We start from the raw sequence: 15,443 nt of genomic DNA on the forward strand, positions 1-15,443 counted from the left end.
AATGTTTGGTATCAGCTTCTCTGAACTGCTGCTCGTCGGCCTCGTCGCCCTGCTGGTGCTGGGTCCCGAGCGTCTGCCGGGTGCTGCGCGCACCGCCGGCCTGTGGGTCGGCCGTCTGAAGCGCAGCTTCAACGCGATCAAACAGGAAGTTGAACGTGAAATCGGTGCCGACGAGATTCGTCGGCAACTGCACAACGAGCACATCCTGTCGCTGGAACAGGAGGCGCGGAAGATCTTCACGCCGACTCAGCAGGAGGCCACGCCGGTTCAGCCGGTTGAACCGGTCGCGGAGCAGACGATACATGCTCCAGCCGCTGCACCTGTTGCAGTGGCCACCGAACCTGCGCCCGTTGTTGCAGCGCCCCCCGCTGAACCCGTTACGCCAGCGGCTGCGCCAGTTGCGCCGGCCCCTCATGACCCAACACTGCCGCCGCGAGCCCCATGAGCGATCTCCCAGAAAACGACCAGCACATGCCGCTGGTTTCGCACCTCACCGAGTTGCGTACCCGCCTGCTGCGTTGCGTAGCGGCGATCTTCATCATCTTCGCCGGGTTGTTCGCCTTCACCCAGCAAATCTACACCTTCGTCTCGACGCCGCTGCGCCAATATCTGCCAGTGGGCGCAACGATGATCGCCACCGACGTGTCGTCGCCGTTCCTGACACCGCTGAAGCTGACCATGATGGTGTCGCTGTTCCTGGCGATCCCGGTGATCCTGCATCAGATCTGGGGCTTCATCGCGCCGGGCCTGTACAAGCATGAGAAACGCATCGCGGTGCCGTTGCTGGTATCGAGCATCATGCTGTTCTACGCCGGAATGGCGTTCGCCTATTACCTGGTGTTCCCGCTGATCTTCAAATTCTTCGCCGCCGCCACCCCGGCCGGCGTGGAAATGATGACCGACATCAGCAGCTACCTCGACTTCGTCATGACGCTGTTCTTCGCCTTCGGCGTGGCGTTCGAGATCCCGGTGGCCGTGGTGCTGCTGGTGTGGATTGGCGTGGTCGACGTCAAATACCTGAAGAAAATCCGCCCGTACGTGATCATCGGCTGCTTCGTGGTCGGTATGATCCTGACGCCGCCGGACATCTTCTCGCAGACGCTGCTGGCGGTGCCGATGTGGCTGCTGTTCGAGATCGGCATCCTGTTCGGCGGCCTGATCAGCAAGCGCGGCGAACACCCGGACGACCAGCCGGCTGACGATCACAACGACCAGCCGCCAGCGACCCAGCCGTGAACCTGTTGCTCCTCGAAGAGGCCGACTTCATTGCGGCCGACCGGGTGATCCTGCGTGATCGCCGGTTGACGCACATGCAGGAAGTTCACCGCTGTGAAGTGGGTGACAGCATGCGCGTCGGGCGTATCGGCGGCCTGATGGGTTCGGCCGAAGTGCTGCGCCTGGACACCGGCGAAGCCGAACTGCGCGTCACACTCGACCAACCGCCACCGGCCAAGCTGCCGCTGACGCTGGTATTGGCCCTGCCACGGCCGAAAATGCTGCGCAGGGTGTTTCAGACCGTCGCGGCCATGGGTGTGCCACGAATCGTGCTGGTGAACAGCTATCGCGTCGAGAAGAGCTTCTGGCAAACGCCGTTTCTGGAACCGGAAGCAATTCGCGAGCAGTTGATCCTTGGCCTGGAACAGGCCCGGGACAGCGTGCTGCCGGACATTGTCATCGAGAAACGCTTCAAGCCGTTCGTTGAGGACCGGCTGCCGGCCATTACCGAAGGCACCCTCGGTCTGGTCGGTCACCCCGGCAAATACCCGCCCTGCCCTCGCGGCCTGGACGAGCCGGTGACACTGGCCATCGGCCCCGAAGGCGGCTGGATTCCTTACGAAATCGACCTGCTGGCCAAGTCCGGCCTGCAACCGGTGCAACTTGGCGAGCGCATCCTGCGCGTCGAAACCGCCGTCACCGCGCTCCTCGCCCGCCTGTTCTAAGATCGACACGGTCCCTGTGGCGAGGGAGCTTGCTCCTGCTTGGGCGCGAAGCGACCATCGCTTCTATCCAGCCAGACCGTATCCATCGGTTTGCGACTGCTCCGCAGCCGAGCGGGAGCAAGCTCCCTCGCCACAGGTATTAACTCGCCTGACCATCGCGTTGTGCCTACAGATTCCCGACCGTCTGCCGATATACCTCCCATAAAACCAATGAGTGGTCCGAGGGAGTAGCAGCATGTACCGTTGGCTGGCCGAGAATCTGGGAAACGTAAGCGTCAATCGCAAACTGGGGATCGGCTTCGGTCTGGTGCTGCTTTTAACCTTGTTGATCACCTTCACCGGCTGGACCGGCCTGAGCGGCGTGATCAACCGTGGTGACAAGCTCGGGTTCATTGCCAGCGTCAATGAGCTGACCAAAGACTTGCGCCTGGCCCGTCTGGACTACGAAATGCGTCGTGGCGAACAAGGCCCGGGCGCGGTCAACGAGCTGCTTGCCAAACTCGATGCCGGCCTGCAAACCGCGCGCACTCTGATCGAGCAACCTTCTGACGTGGCGATGATTGATCAGCAACTGGCCGCCGTCAGCGAGTACAAACAAGCGTTCACCGCCATGGTCCAGGCCGGCGCCAATCGCGAGGACGCCCGCAGCAAACTTGGCGCCACCGCCGACAACGCCGTGGCTCGCGTCGCCGAAGTCGAAAAATCCATGCTGCAAGGCGACAGTGTTGCCGACTTCAACAGCGTGATCGACTTGAGCAAGTTGATTCAGCAAGCGCGCTTCCAGGTCCGCGGCTACACCTACAGCGGCAAGACCGAGGCGGAGCAACCTGCGCTGGACGCCATCGACAATGCGTTGAAGAACCTCGAAAGCCTGCCGTCCCGATTGCCGGAACAGCACATCGCCAACCTGCAACAAGCCACCGATTCGCTCAAGGCCTACCGTGCCGCCGTCAGCCAGTATCGGGACTCACAAGTAGCCAGCGCCGCAGCGCTCAAACGCATGGCCGCACAAGGCGACATCTTGCTCGACGTCAGCAAGAAGCTCACGGTGTCGCAAACCGTCGTGCGCGATACTGATGCCGCCAGCGCCAAGAACATGCTGCTACTGGCCACTGCCCTGGCGCTTGCCTTTGGCCTTGTCGCCGCCTGGGCCATCACTCGCCAGATTGTGATTCCTCTCAGCCAGACCCTCAAAGTGGCCGAACGCGTGGCCGCGGGTGACCTGACCCACAATCTCATCTCCGAGCGCCGCGACGAACTTGGTCAGCTCCAGCGCGCCATGCAGAGCATGACCCTGGGCCTGCGCGAACTGATCGGCGGCATCAGCGATGGCGTTACGCAAATCGCCAGCGCGGCTGAAGAGTTGTCGGCCGTCACCGAGCAGACCAGTGCCGGGGTCAACAGCCAGAAAGTCGAAACCGACCAGGTGGCCACCGCGATGAACGAAATGACCGCCACTGTGCAGGAAGTCGCGCGTAACGCCGAAGAAGCCTCTGAAGCGGCCGTCGCTGCCGATCAACAGGCCCGCGAAGGTGACAAGGTGGTCGGCGAAGCCATCGCCCAGATCGAGCGCCTGGCTCTTGAAGTCGGCAACTCCACGGCGGCCATGGGCGATCTGAAACGCGAGAGCGACAAGATCGGCAGCGTGCTCGACGTGATCAAATCCGTCGCCCAGCAAACCAACCTGTTGGCGCTCAACGCCGCGATCGAAGCCGCCCGTGCCGGTGAGGCCGGACGCGGCTTTGCGGTGGTTGCCGACGAAGTCCGCAGCCTGGCCCAGCGCACCCAGAAGTCCACCGAGGAAATCGAAGAGCTGATCGTCGGTCTGCAAACCGGCACCCAGCAAGTCGCGACGATCATGGACAACAGCCGCAGCCTGACCGACAGCAGCGTCGAACTGACCCGCCGCGCCGGCAGTTCTCTGGAAAGCATCACCCGCACGGTGTCGGCGATTCAGTCGATGAACCAGCAGATCGCTGCGGCGGCCGAGCAGCAAACCGCCGTGGCCGAGGAGATCAACCGTAGCGTGCTGAATGTGCGTGATGTGTCGGAGCAGACCTCGGCAGCCAGTGAAGAGACGGCGGCCTCCAGCGTTGAACTGGCGCGGTTGGGGACGCATCTGCAGATGCTGGTGGGCAGGTTCAAGGTTTGAGGTGATTTTGCATGCCTCGGTTCGCTTGGGACCGAGGTGATGCAATCGCCAGCAGGCTGGCTCCCACAGGGTTTGGTGTGAACACCACACATCCACTGTGGGAGCTAGCCTGCTAGCGATTAGCGACCCCAAGGCGCTGAAGTCAGAGAACCTGCCGCAAGAAGGCCTGAGCCCGCGGATCCTTCGGCGCATCAAAGAACTCGGCCGGTGAGGCATCTTCCAGCAATTTGCCGTGATCGAAGAACAGCACCCGATCCGCCACTTCCCGCGCAAAGCCCATTTCGTGGGTGACGCAGACCATGGTCATGCCTTCCAAGGCCAGGGTTTTCATCACGTCCAGCACTTCACCGACCATTTCCGGATCAAGCGCCGAGGTTGGCTCATCGAAGAGCATGACCTTGGGTTCCATGGCCAGCGCGCGAGCAATCGCCACGCGCTGCTGCTGACCGCCGGACAGGCGCGATGGAAACTCATTGGCCTTCTGCGCAATACCGACCTTCTCCAGCAAGGCCAACGCCTTGGCCTCGCGCTCTTTCTTGCCGCGCTTGCGCACGACTTTCTGGGCCAGACAGAGGTTTTCCAGCACGGTCATGTGCGGGAAAAGGTTGAAATGCTGGAACACCATGCCGACTTCGCGACGGTAGGCATTTACGTCGGTTTTCGGGTCGGCCAGTTGCAGGCCGTCGATGCTTACCGAACCCGAGTCGAACTCTTCCAGGCCATTGAGGCAGCGCAGGAAGGTGGATTTGCCGGAACCGGACGGGCCGATCACCACCAGCACTTCGCCCTTGGCTACGTGAGTCGACACGTTATCCACCGCGCGCACCACATGGCCACGGGTGTCGAAAACTTTTACCAGGTCGCGGACTTCAATCACTTTGTGCGAGCCTCCGCTCAAGCCGACTGGCGATTTTTGACAGCGGCAGGTTGATCAACAGGTACAACCCGGCCACGCAGAACAGGATTTCGAACGGCGAGAACGAGGTGGTGATGACTTCGCGACCGCTTTTCAGCAGTTCGGTAATCGCGATCACCGACACCAGTGAGGTGTCCTTGACCAGACTGATGAACTGACCGGCCAGTGGTGGCAGCACACGTTTGAACGCTTGCGGCAGCACCACGTGGCGCATCGACTGGCCAGCGCTCAGGCCCAGGGAGCGGGCGGCTTCGTTCTGGCCACGGGCGATCGACTGCACACCGGAGCGGATGATCTCGGCCACATAAGCACCGGTGAACAGCGACAGCGCGGCGATCCCGGCGAACTCCCGCGACAGGTTCATCACGGTGCCGATGAAGAAGTAGAAGATGAATATCTGTACCAGCAGCGGCGTACCGCGCACCAGTTCGACGTAAATCGTCGAGAGATCGCGCAGCGTCGGGTTATTCGACAGCCGACACAGGCCCGTGGCGAGGCCGATCAGCAACCCGAGCACGCCAGACACCACGGACAACCACAAGGTGGTCCAAAGGCCCCACATCAGCGGCCCGGCGGCCCAATGGCGTGTTACGCCGATCACGTCGCCTTCCGCCACGTCATCGCCTTGGGCGACTTGCAGGCTGTTGTCGTCGACGGTCACACGCTGCTCGTCGCCCGCGTCATTGCGCAGGATGACTTCAGCCTTGTCACCCTTGCGCAGCAGCTCGCTGACGGTCGATATGTCGGCGGCGCGTTGGGATTCTTCGGCCTGGTAGGCGAAGTATTGCGGCACGCGGTTCCAGCGCCATTCGTAGGACATCAGCGAGGTGGCGTAATACAACGCGCCGGCCAGGCCGATCAGCACGAGCACGGTCAGGACGTGCCAGGGCCATTGGGCTTTTTTCTGTTTCATTGCAGGTTCCGGGATTTGTGTTGCCTTGGAGGCCGTCATTGCCAGCAGGCTGGCTCCCACAGGGGAATGCATTTCATTGTGGGAGCCAGCCTGCTGGCGATTGGGCGCGACGCGGTCTATCTGACCGGGCCTTATTCCATATCCTTCTGCCACGCCGTGTCCTTGAACCACTTGTCATGGATGCGATCGTAGGTGCCGTCTTCGTGGATCTGGTGCAGGAAGTTGTTGATGAAGTTGATGCTGTCGTAATCACCCTTCTTCAGGCCGAAAGCCAGAGGCTCATAGGTGAACGGCTTGTCGAGGAACACCAGTTTGCCGGCACCGACCTTGTTCACGGCCACGACGTTGTAAGGCGCGTCGTAGATGAAGGCGTCGGCCTTGCCGTTGACCACGTCGAGCACGGCTTCCTGCTCGTTGTCGTAGCCGTGGTACTTGGCTTTGGAGATCAGCTTCTTGGCGACCATCTCGCCAGTGGTGCCGAGTTTGGAAGTGATGCGGTAGTCGGCGGTGTTCAAGTCTTTATAGGACTTGATGGTGCCTTCCAGCTCCTTGCGGATCACCAGGGTCTGGCCGACCACGATGAACGGTTCGCTGAAGTTCAGGCGCAGGTTGCGTTCCTGGGTCAGGGTCATGCCGCTGCCGATCATGTCGAACTTGTCGGTGAGCAGGGCCGGGATGATGCCGTCGTAGCCGGTGGACACCAGCTCCAGTTTGACGCCCATCGCCTTGGTCATGGCCTTGAGGATGTCGACTTCGAAACCGATGATCTCGCCGCGCTTGTTGGTCATTTCGAACGGCATGTAGGTCGGGTCCATGCCGACTTTCAGCGTGCCGCGCTTGACCGCGTCATCGATGGCACCGGCCTGCGCCGCGCTGACTGCAACCAATGCCGTGACGCCGACCAGCAGCATCGACAGATACTTCTTCATCATCAAGTCCCCAAAACCATTGCGTTGTGAGGCGCGCAAACGACGGATTCCCATCAGGAAAACCGGCCGATACGAACTGAAAATTGTCCGGGCGCACCAATTCGGGGACGGATGCTAACGCACTCGTTTGTTTGCACAAGGGTTTGGCAACGTTCAGGCAAAAAAAAGCCCCGCTGGCTAGCGGGGCTCTTCATTTACGCCAACTGAGGCTGCGCACTCAGCGGTTTGAGCGGCAGCAGCGGCGCATGGGGATCGGCTTTCACCGATTTGCGCCAGGCGGCCAGCCATTCAGGATGGCTTTCATTCCAGATCTGCTCGTGCAAGCGAGCCAAGGCCACCGGGTCGCTGAGCAGTTGCACACGCTCATTGTTGTTCAGGCCGTCAGGCCCGACTTTCAATGCGTGACGCACCCGTTCGATCCGCAACCATTCGATCGGCTCGGCCTGACCGTGACGCGACGTCGCCAGCGAGCACGCCAAGGCGTTCTGCTGTGGATCGACCACCGCGCGGGTAAAGCCGTCGTTCAGTGCATGCCAACGGTTTTCGTGGGTGTACTGATCGGTTGCCAGCAATGCCTGTGGCGGATTGTATTCCTCAGGGATCAGGAACAGGCTCTCGTCACGGGACTTGAGGCCCAGGCCGACACGACTGGAAATCACCGACACCGGAATCGACAGCATCAACGAACCGACGATCGGCACCAGCCACCACAGGAAGCTCGGGTTCAGCCAGATCACCAGCAAGGCCCAGAAGAAGCCCAGCAAGGTTTGCGGACCGTGGCGCTTGACCGCTTCGCTCCATGGCGTGGAGTCGTCGTCACGTTGCGGCGAGTTCCAGGTCGCGGCCCAGCCGAGGAACGCGGCGAGTACAAAGCGGGTGTGGAAAATCATCCGCACCGGCGCCAGCAACATGGAGAACAGCATCTCCAGCAGCATCGACAAGGTCACCTTGAACTTGCCGCCGAACTCTTTCGCGCCCTTGGCCCAGATCAGGATGATGCTCAACAGCTTTGGCAGGAACAGCAGCACAATCGTCGTCGAGAACAGCGCAATCGCCTTGTCCGGGTGCCACTGCGGCCACAGCGGATAGAGCTGACGCGGCTCAAGGAAATACTGCGGCTCCATCAAGGTGTTGACCGCCAGCAGCGCCGTCGACAACACAAGGAAGAAGAACCATAACGGCGCCGACAGGTAAGACATCACGCCGGTCAGGAACACCGCACGGTGAACCGGGTGCATGCCCTTGACCAGGAACAGGCGGAAGTTCATCAGGTTGCCGTGGCACCAGCGACGGTCACGCTTGAGTTCGTCCAACAGGTTCGGCGGCAATTCTTCATAGCTGCCCGGCAAATCGTAGGCAATCCACACACCCCAGCCGGCACGGCGCATCAGCGCCGCTTCGACGAAGTCGTGGGACAGAATCGCACCGGCAAAAGCACCTTTACCCGGCAGCGGCGCCAGGGCGCAGTGCTCGATGAACGGCTTCATGCGGATGATCGCGTTGTGGCCCCAGTAGTGGGATTCGCCCAACTGCCAGAAGTGCAGGCCGGCGGTGAACAGCGGACCGTACACACGGGTCGCAAACTGCTGCATACGTGCATAAAGGGTATCCATGCCCGACGCACGCGGCGCAGTCTGGATGATCCCGGCGTCCGGCGTGGCTTCCATCAAGCGCACCAGACTGGTCAGGCATTCGCCGCTCATCACTGAGTCCGCGTCGAGCACGACCATGTACTTATAGTCACCACCCCAACGACGGCAGAAGTCATCGAGGTTGCCGCTCTTGCGTTTCACGCGGCGGCGACGGCGGCGATAGAAGATCTTGCCGAAGCCTTTGGCTTCACGGCAAACATCCAGCCAGGCTTGCTGTTCGGCAACGCAGATGTCCGCATCGTTACTGTCGCTGAGGACGAAGAAGTCGAAGCGATCCAGGTCACCCGTGGCCGCCACCGACTCGAAAGTCGCGCGCAAACCGGCAAACACCCGCGGCACGTCTTCGTTGCAGATCGGCATCACCAGTGCGGTGCGCGCGTCTTTGGCGATCGGCTCGTTGCCGGCACTTTTACCGGAGATGCGGTATTTGTCGTGGCCGGTGAGCAACTCGAGGAAGCCCATCAGCGCCGTCCAGAAACCGGCCGACACCCAGCAGAACAGAATCCCGAACAGAATCAGGATGCTGGTTTGCAGCGCATACGGCAGCACTTGCGTGACGGTTTGCAGGATCGGTTGATGCAGGACTTCGTTCAGGTCGACGAACGACCAGCCCTGGTACGGCATGATGCCTTTCATGTACCAGCCAGCGACGATCGTCTGGCCAAGCATCAGGACCAGCAGGATGTAACGGCGGATCGAACCGACCGTACGCCAGCGGGCCGCCGGCAGCACGTTCTCGTCCTTCGGCGGGGCCGGTGGATTGGTGCGACCGGTCAGACGACGCCAGCCACGCACCAGAATGTTGGTGCGCCATGGCTCCGGAACGACTTTGGTCCGACGGATCGGCGGGGTTGCCTTGAGGCAAACCCGACCGCTGGCGTCGAGCGCCAGCATTTCCGCTTCTTCCAGCTCTTCAGCGGTGTTCAGGGTCAAGCGACGGCCCACCGAGGCTTGAGCAGCCTCGGCCGGTGCGTCAAACGTCGAAGACGACAGACGCTGGTGCAGCTCACTGAAGGACTGGCAGCCCGCGAGTTCCGCGCGCTGCTCGTCGGTCATCGGTAGATGCGCCAGATACTCGGCAAGAGTCTCTGGCATTACTTGAAAATTACTCATCGGCAGGCAACTGGTAGCTCCAGGTCTCGGTCAGGACTTCTTCAGTCGGTGCCGATTCCGGTGTGGCTGGGGCCGCGTCCGCAGCAGCAGGCTGCTTGGCGTCTTTGTTGTCCTTGTCCTTGGTATCTGCGACTGGCTTGGCTTCGGCCTGCTTGGCCTCGGCGGCCTTCGCTTCCTTGTCCGCTTTTTCCGCTTGTCTGGCAGCCACTTTGTCAGCCTTGGCAACGGAAGAGTTGGACGCTGGAACCGAAGACTTCGCGAGATCGGCAGGCACGATGCTCTGAACCAGTGCCGCACGCATCTCGGTGGACTTGCCCGGATCCTTGATCTTCATCCGCAGGGTCAGGCGCCAGCCCTTGGTTTCAGGGTTGTAACGCACGCTGTTCTCGACCAGTTCGGCATTGTCGCCAACGCTGACCTGGCTGCGAACGTCCGCGGTTTCCGGCAGTGCCGCCAGGGACGGACCTTCGAAGTCCACCAGATAGGCAACGCTGCCATCCGGCTGACGGATCAGGTTGGACTGCTTCACGTCACCTGTGGAGCGCAAGGTCTGTTGAACCCAGGCGCTGTCCGGCGCGTGAAGAGCCGCTTCGTCGATGGTCCAGTGCAGGCGATAAGCGACGTCCAGCGGCTGGCCAGGCTCAGGCAGTTTTTCCGGACTCCAGAAAGCCACGATATTGTCGTTGGTTTCGTCGGCAGTCGGAATCTCTACCAGATCGACGGAACCCTTGCCCCAATCGCCTTTTGGTTCGATCCAGGCACTCGGGCGCTTGTCGTAGCGGTCGTCGAGGTCTTCGTAGTGGCTGAAGTCGCGGCCACGTTGCAGCAAGCCGAAACCACGCGGGTTCTCGATCGAGAAGTTGCTCACGGCCAGATGTTTCGGATTGTTCAACGGGCGCCAGATCCACTCGCCGTTGCCGGCATGGATCGACAGACCGCTGGAATCATGCAGCTCACGACGGTAGTTGAGCACTTTCGACGGCTGGTTGGCGCCGAACAGGAACATGCTGGTCAGCGGTGCAACGCCAAGCTTGGTGACTTTGTCACGCAGGTACATCTGGGCCTTGACGTCGACGATGGTGTCGCTGCCAGGACGCAGGGTCAGGCGATAGGCACCGGTGGCGCGAGGCGAATCCAGCAGGGCGAAGATCACCAGGTGCTTGTCACCCGGTTTTGGCTGTTGAATCCAGAATTCGGTGAAACGCGGGAATTCTTCGCCGGACGGCAATGCGGTATCAATGGCCATGCCGCGAGCGGACAAGCCATAGGTGTGACCCTTGCCGACGACGCGGAAGTAGCTCGCGCCAAGCATGGTCATGATTTCGTCTTGTTTGTCGGCCTTGTTGATCGGGTAAAGCACACGGAAACCGGCATAACCCAGTTGCTCGGTGGCTTTAGGATCGAACTGGAGATCACCGAAATCGAAACGACTTGGGTCGTATTTGATCTCTTCGACGGTGTTCGCCGTGATTTCGTTGATTTTCACCGGCGTATCGAAGTGCATGCCCTGGTGATAGAACGACAGCTTGAACGGGGTTTTCTGATCGGCCCATTCGGCTTTTTCAGTGCGGAAACGAATCTTTTGATAGTCCGCGAATTTCATTTCGCGGAATTCGTTCGGCAGGTTACTGCGCGGGGCTTCGTATTTTTGTCCGGCCAACTCTTTTGCCTTGGCCGATACATCATCCAGATTGAATGCCCAAAGCTGGCCGGCGCTGAGCAGGCAGAGCAGTGCAGAGCCCGCTACCAGAGCGCTTCGGAACCGTTTGGCAGTCAAATTTGGTGCATTACAGGGACTAACAATCACGAGCAACCCTCGCCGAAAACAGATCAAAAAACCAACGGCCAGCTATCTATATGCCAGGTTGGCGAGCATTGTTCCGACTCCCATGGGGCTAAATGATTCCCCAACAGGTCCCGGACAAGTCTCTACCTAAGTCAAAATGGACCAACGAACGCTGATCCCCGTAGCGCGCGATTATCTAGTAGGCCGCGTTACAACGCATCAGGGGCAACAAAGTATTTATCGCGAAAAACCCCTGTTTTCAGTCGAAAAGCCCTGAAAAACATGTTTCAAGGGCTTTCACGTCTGTAACAGGAAGGTGACCGGGCCATCGTTGACCAGGTGCACCTGCATATCCGCGCCGAATCTACCTGATGCCACAGTGCCATGCACCTGTTTCGCTTTGCTTAATAGATAGTCGAAAAGCTCCTCGCCCAGGGCCGGAGGGGCAGCGGTCGAAAAACTCGGGCGCAACCCGCTCTTGGTATCAGCGGCCAGGGTGAACTGCGAGACCAGCAGCAACCCGCCGCTTACATCCGCCAAAGACAGATTCATCTTGCCCTCGGCGTCACTGAATACTCGATAGTTAAGCAGTTTATGCAGAAGTTTGTCGGCGCTGGCACGAGTATCCTCGGGTTCTACCGCCACCAGCACCAGTAAACCCTGATCCACCGCCCCCACCACCTCTCCCGCGACCTCGACTCGCGCGCCACGCACGCGTTGCAACAGGCCCTTCATGCTTCTTCGGGCGGCAGGTCGAGCAAGCGGCGAGCCATCTGACCGGCGGCGCGTACCAGTGCATCGGTGATACCCGGTTCGGACGCGGCGTGGCCCGCATCGCGGATGACCTGGAGTTCGCTGTTCGGCCAGGCTTGATGCAGTTCCCAGGCATTGTCCAGCGGGCAGATCACGTCATAGCGACCGTGGACGATCACGCCTGGCAAGTGGGCGATCTTGTCCATGTCACGAATCAGCTGGTTCGGCTCAAGGAAGGCATTGTTAGTGAAGTAATGGCACTCGATGCGCGCGATCGACAAGGCGCGTTGCGGCTCGGAGAAGCGATCGACCACCAGCGGGTTCGGACGCAAGGTCGCGGTCCGGCCTTCCCAGGTGGACCAGGCCTTGGCCGCGTGCATCTGGGCGATCTGATCGTTGCCGATCAGACGCTTGTGGAACGCGCTGAGCAGGTCGTCGCGTTCGTCCAGCGGAATGGGCGCGACGTAATCCTGCCAGTAATCGGGGAACAGACGGCTGGCACCGCACTGATAGAACCATTCGATTTCCTGCGGACGGCAGAGAAAAATCCCGCGAAGAATCAGACCGTGCACACGTTCCGGATGGGTTTGCGCGTACGCCAGCGCCAGCGTCGAACCCCAGGAACCGCCGAACAGCACCCATTTGTCGATGCCCAGGTGTTTGCGAATCCGCTCGAGGTCGGCGACCAGATCCCAGGTGGTGTTGTTTTCAAGACTGGCGTGGGGCGTGGAGCGACCGCAACCGCGCTGGTCGAAGGTCACGATGCGGTACAGGTTCGGATCAAAGTACCGGCGGCTCTGGGCATCGCACCCGGCGCCGGGGCCGCCGTGGATGAACACCACCGGCAAACCTTCCGGTGAACCGCTTTCGTCGACGTACAGGGTGTGAGTTTCATCGACGGCCAGATCGTGCCGGGCGTGGGGTTTGATCTGCGGGTACAAAGTCTGCATTGCGCGCTCCGTAAGGGGTCGAGGTCATCCCTGGGGGGACTTGTATTATTCTGCCGTCCGGCATCATAAACCCGAATTACGCGAATGAGCATGCCCCATGGAGCGTCATAGTTTGTCAGCCAAAAACCCGAGCAGCGTTTCATAGAGCAAGTCGACCTCGGCGACCTGGCCCCGGGCTCGCAAACAGCCGTGAACCAGCCCCTCACCGTAATAAAGGCGGGTGGTCACGCCAGCTGCCTGCAGTTGCTCGGCGTAGAGCACGCCGTCATCGCGCAACGGGTCGAATTGCGCCACAGCGATGAAGGCCGGCGGCAGTCCGCCAAGGTGTCCGGCGAGCAACGGCATGGCATAGGCGCCCGGCTGTCGGGTGCCGCGCAAGTACAGGGCGTGATAACAATCGACATCGCTGCTGGCAAGCAACGGCGCGTCACTGCATTCGCTGCGCGACGGCAGCTGATGATCACCGCCCAACCCCGGATAAATCAGCACCTGCGCCGCCGGCAATGGCTCATTCGCATCCCGCAACGCCAGGCACAACGCAGCGGCAAGGTTGCCACCGGCGCTGTCCCCGGCCACCAGCGTGCGCTTGGGGTCAAGCTGAAAAGGACCGCTTCGCAGCGCGCGCCAGACACGCAGGCAATCATCAAACGCTGCTGGAAACGGATGTTCCGGCGCCAGTCGGTAATCGACAGCAATCACCAGCGCGCCGAGTGTCGACGCCAGTTCGGCGCAGATGAAGTCGTGGGAATCCAGATCCCCCACCACCCAGCCGCCGCCGTGCAGATACACAATGCACGGTACGCCGCCTGTCGGTGGTGAGACGGGTGGCTGATAGGACCGCACCGGCACACCGGCCAACTCGAAATCGACCACGTAAAGCCCAGCGGGACGCGGCGGAGTAAATGCCCGGCACATCTCGCTGTAGGCCAGACGCAAACCGTCAAGGCTGCTGTCGGTGCTGTTGAAACTGACGGTTTTCTCGACGAAGGCCGTCATTTGTTCCGAAATCGGGTAAGGGGCCATGGGTCTGCCACCAAGGGTTTTGGGTTATTTGACGCAACCCTGTGGGAGCGAGCCTGCTCGCGATGGCGGTGGGTCAGACAACACTTATGTCGACTGATACTCCGCCATCGCGAGCAGGCTCACTCCCACAGGGTTTGCGGTTACGGTCAGGGTTTCAGGCTGGCCAGAACGGTCGCCGCGCCATCCTTGCCATCAAGACTGGTGACGCCAGACAACCAACGCTGAAGATCTTCCGGATGATCACGCAACCATTGCCTGGCAACGTCCTGAGGCGTCTTGCGCTCCATGATTGGCACCATCAACTGGCTTTCCAGGGCGGCGGTGAAGGTCAGGTTTTGCAGCAGGCGATTCACGTTCGGGCATCGTTCGGCATAGTCCGGGGACGTCACCGTGGAGACCGTCGCCGCGCCTTCATTCGGACCATAGACGTCTTCGCTGCCGGTCAGGTAGGCGATCTTCATGTTGATGTTCATCGGGTGCGGGGTCCAGCCGACGAAGACCACGAACTCCTTGCGATTTACTGCCCGCTGCACGGCAGCCAGCATGCCGGCCTCACCGGACTCGATCAGTTTGAAGTCCTTCAAACCGAAGTGATTGGTCTCGATCATGGTTTTGATCGTGGTGTTGGCGCCGCTGCCCGGCTCGATGCCGTAGATCTTGCCGCCGAGCTGATCTTTGAATTTTGCGATGTCGGCGAAGGTTTTAAGGCCCGCTTCGGCGACGTACTCCGGTACAGCGAGGGTTGCCTGAGCGTCGGCCAGGCTCGGCTTGTCCATGACTTTCACCTGATTGGCGGCCACGAACGGTGCGATGTTTTTGTCCATCGCCGGTTTCCAGTAACCGAGGAAGATGTCGAGGCGTTTGTCGCGGATGCCGGCGAAGATAATTTGCTGCACGGCGCTGGTTTGCTTGCTTTCGTAGCCGAGGCCGTTGAGCAACACGTCAGCCATGCCACTGGTGGCGATCACGTCGGTCCAGTTGACCACGCCCATGCGCACGGCCTTGCAAGACGCGTCGTCACTGGCCAGGACGCTGGTGCTCAGGAGAGCGGTGCCGCAGAGGATAGAGAGACAGCGGGTGAACAAACCTTTGGTGCTTATCATAGGGAGCGTTCTCGTGCGGCAGATTATTGTGAGGGCCGGTGTCTTTGTGCACCGTGGCCCGAACATTACGCAGCGTCGAGAGGGGAAAAGCGAACTGTGGCGACTGAGATTTGCACGGTGGCGACCGTTCCATGTGGGAGCGAGCCTGCTCGCGATGGCGGTGGGTCAGACAACACTTTCTTCGACTGACACTCCGTCATCGCGAGCAGGCTC

Annotated in this window: 13 protein-coding genes and 1 pseudogene; 5 read left to right on the top strand and 9 right to left on the bottom strand. The window is 60.7% G+C overall.

From position 1 onward, the window contains the following. Position 1: 1 nt before the first annotated feature. From tatB to ACRC4F_RS09740, 5 genes and pseudogenes are all read left to right on the top strand, one after another. Positions 2-445 (top strand): Sec-independent protein translocase protein TatB, encoded by a 444-nt coding sequence (gene tatB / locus ACRC4F_RS09720; RefSeq protein WP_438659112.1) that lies wholly within the window; start codon positions 2-4, stop codon positions 443-445. After that, positions 442-1,236 carry a twin-arginine translocase subunit TatC gene (gene tatC / locus ACRC4F_RS09725; RefSeq protein WP_131061476.1) on the top strand — a complete coding sequence of 265 codons (795 nt, stop codon included), beginning with the start codon at positions 442-444 and terminating at the stop codon, positions 1,234-1,236. The genes tatB and tatC overlap by 4 nt, the downstream gene beginning before the upstream one ends. Then, positions 1,233-1,940, top strand: a complete 708-nt coding sequence (locus ACRC4F_RS09730) for a 16S rRNA (uracil(1498)-N(3))-methyltransferase (protein ID WP_438659113.1) — start codon at positions 1,233-1,235, stop codon at positions 1,938-1,940. Before tatC ends, ACRC4F_RS09730 begins: the two co-directional genes overlap by 4 nt. Positions 1,941-2,175: 235 nt before the next feature. After that, positions 2,176-3,234: pseudogene (locus ACRC4F_RS09735) on the top strand (methyl-accepting chemotaxis protein); the annotation flags it as partial. 144 nt (positions 3,235-3,378) lie between these two features. Beyond that, positions 3,379-4,092 carry a methyl-accepting chemotaxis protein gene (locus ACRC4F_RS09740; protein WP_370654427.1) on the top strand — a complete coding sequence of 238 codons (714 nt, stop codon included), beginning with the start codon at positions 3,379-3,381 and terminating at the stop codon, positions 4,090-4,092. Between the two features lie 142 nt (positions 4,093-4,234). Here the strand turns inward: ACRC4F_RS09740 and ACRC4F_RS09745 are convergent, their stop codons facing one another. From ACRC4F_RS09745 to ACRC4F_RS09785, 9 genes are all read right to left on the bottom strand, one after another. Then, positions 4,235-4,969 carry an amino acid ABC transporter ATP-binding protein gene (locus ACRC4F_RS09745; RefSeq protein WP_438659114.1) on the bottom strand — a complete coding sequence of 245 codons (735 nt, stop codon included), beginning with the start codon at positions 4,967-4,969 and terminating at the stop codon, positions 4,235-4,237. Beyond that, positions 4,962-5,921 carry an amino acid ABC transporter permease gene (locus tag ACRC4F_RS09750; protein WP_438659115.1) on the bottom strand — a complete coding sequence of 320 codons (960 nt, stop codon included), beginning with the start codon at positions 5,919-5,921 and terminating at the stop codon, positions 4,962-4,964. The genes ACRC4F_RS09745 and ACRC4F_RS09750 overlap by 8 nt, the downstream gene beginning before the upstream one ends. A 131-nt stretch (positions 5,922-6,052) precedes the next feature. Continuing rightward, positions 6,053-6,850, bottom strand: a complete 798-nt coding sequence (locus ACRC4F_RS09755) for a transporter substrate-binding domain-containing protein (RefSeq protein ID WP_438659121.1) — start codon at positions 6,848-6,850, stop codon at positions 6,053-6,055. Positions 6,851-7,044: 194 nt separating this feature from the next. Next, a complete protein-coding gene (mdoH, locus tag ACRC4F_RS09760; protein ID WP_438659116.1) occupies positions 7,045-9,615 on the bottom strand; it encodes a glucans biosynthesis glucosyltransferase MdoH in 2,571 nt (856 codons plus the stop codon). Then, positions 9,608-11,422 carry a glucan biosynthesis protein G gene (locus tag ACRC4F_RS09765; RefSeq protein WP_438659117.1) on the bottom strand — a complete coding sequence of 605 codons (1,815 nt, stop codon included), beginning with the start codon at positions 11,420-11,422 and terminating at the stop codon, positions 9,608-9,610. Before ACRC4F_RS09765 ends, mdoH begins: the two co-directional genes overlap by 8 nt. Before the next feature lie 276 nt (positions 11,423-11,698). Further along, complete coding sequence (gene dtd / locus ACRC4F_RS09770; protein ID WP_109627531.1) at positions 11,699-12,136, bottom strand: D-aminoacyl-tRNA deacylase; 438 nt, start codon at positions 12,134-12,136, stop codon at positions 11,699-11,701. Next, positions 12,133-13,104, bottom strand: coding sequence for a prolyl aminopeptidase (gene pip, locus ACRC4F_RS09775; protein WP_438659118.1), 972 nt, complete (start codon positions 13,102-13,104; stop codon positions 12,133-12,135). The genes dtd and pip overlap by 4 nt, the downstream gene beginning before the upstream one ends. A gap of 105 nt (positions 13,105-13,209) precedes the next feature. Then, positions 13,210-14,127, bottom strand: a complete 918-nt coding sequence (locus ACRC4F_RS09780) for an alpha/beta hydrolase (RefSeq protein WP_438659119.1) — start codon at positions 14,125-14,127, stop codon at positions 13,210-13,212. A 146-nt stretch (positions 14,128-14,273) separates the two neighbouring features. Continuing rightward, complete coding sequence (locus ACRC4F_RS09785) at positions 14,274-15,230, bottom strand: choline ABC transporter substrate-binding protein (RefSeq protein WP_438659120.1); 957 nt, start codon at positions 15,228-15,230, stop codon at positions 14,274-14,276. Positions 15,231-15,443 lie beyond the last annotated feature (213 nt).

The organism is Pseudomonas sp. (assembly GCF_051660785.1).
Lineage (GTDB): Bacteria > Pseudomonadota > Gammaproteobacteria > Pseudomonadales > Pseudomonadaceae > Aquipseudomonas.

What these genes read in the sequence shown, in the direction of transcription:
- ACRC4F_RS09750 (WP_438659115.1), bottom strand. Translation starts at nt 5,921, where the DNA reads ATGAAACAGAAAAAAGCCCAATGGCCCTGGCACGTCCTGACCGTGCTC.
- tatC (WP_131061476.1), top strand. Translation starts at nt 442, where the DNA reads ATGAGCGATCTCCCAGAAAACGACCAGCACATGCCGCTGGTTTCGCAC.
- ACRC4F_RS09755 (WP_438659121.1), bottom strand. Translation starts at nt 6,850, where the DNA reads ATGAAGAAGTATCTGTCGATGCTGCTGGTCGGCGTCACGGCATTGGTT.
- pip (WP_438659118.1), bottom strand. Translation starts at nt 13,104, where the DNA reads ATGCAGACTTTGTACCCGCAGATCAAACCCCACGCCCGGCACGATCTG.
- tatB (WP_438659112.1), top strand. Translation starts at nt 2, where the DNA reads ATGTTTGGTATCAGCTTCTCTGAACTGCTGCTCGTCGGCCTCGTCGCC.
- ACRC4F_RS09780 (WP_438659119.1), bottom strand. Translation starts at nt 14,127, where the DNA reads ATGGCCCCTTACCCGATTTCGGAACAAATGACGGCCTTCGTCGAGAAA.
- mdoH (WP_438659116.1), bottom strand. Translation starts at nt 9,615, where the DNA reads ATGAGTAATTTTCAAGTAATGCCAGAGACTCTTGCCGAGTATCTGGCG.
- ACRC4F_RS09785 (WP_438659120.1), bottom strand. Translation starts at nt 15,230, where the DNA reads ATGATAAGCACCAAAGGTTTGTTCACCCGCTGTCTCTCTATCCTCTGC.
- dtd (WP_109627531.1), bottom strand. Translation starts at nt 12,136, where the DNA reads ATGAAGGGCCTGTTGCAACGCGTGCGTGGCGCGCGAGTCGAGGTCGCG.
- ACRC4F_RS09740 (WP_370654427.1), top strand. Translation starts at nt 3,379, where the DNA reads ATGAACGAAATGACCGCCACTGTGCAGGAAGTCGCGCGTAACGCCGAA.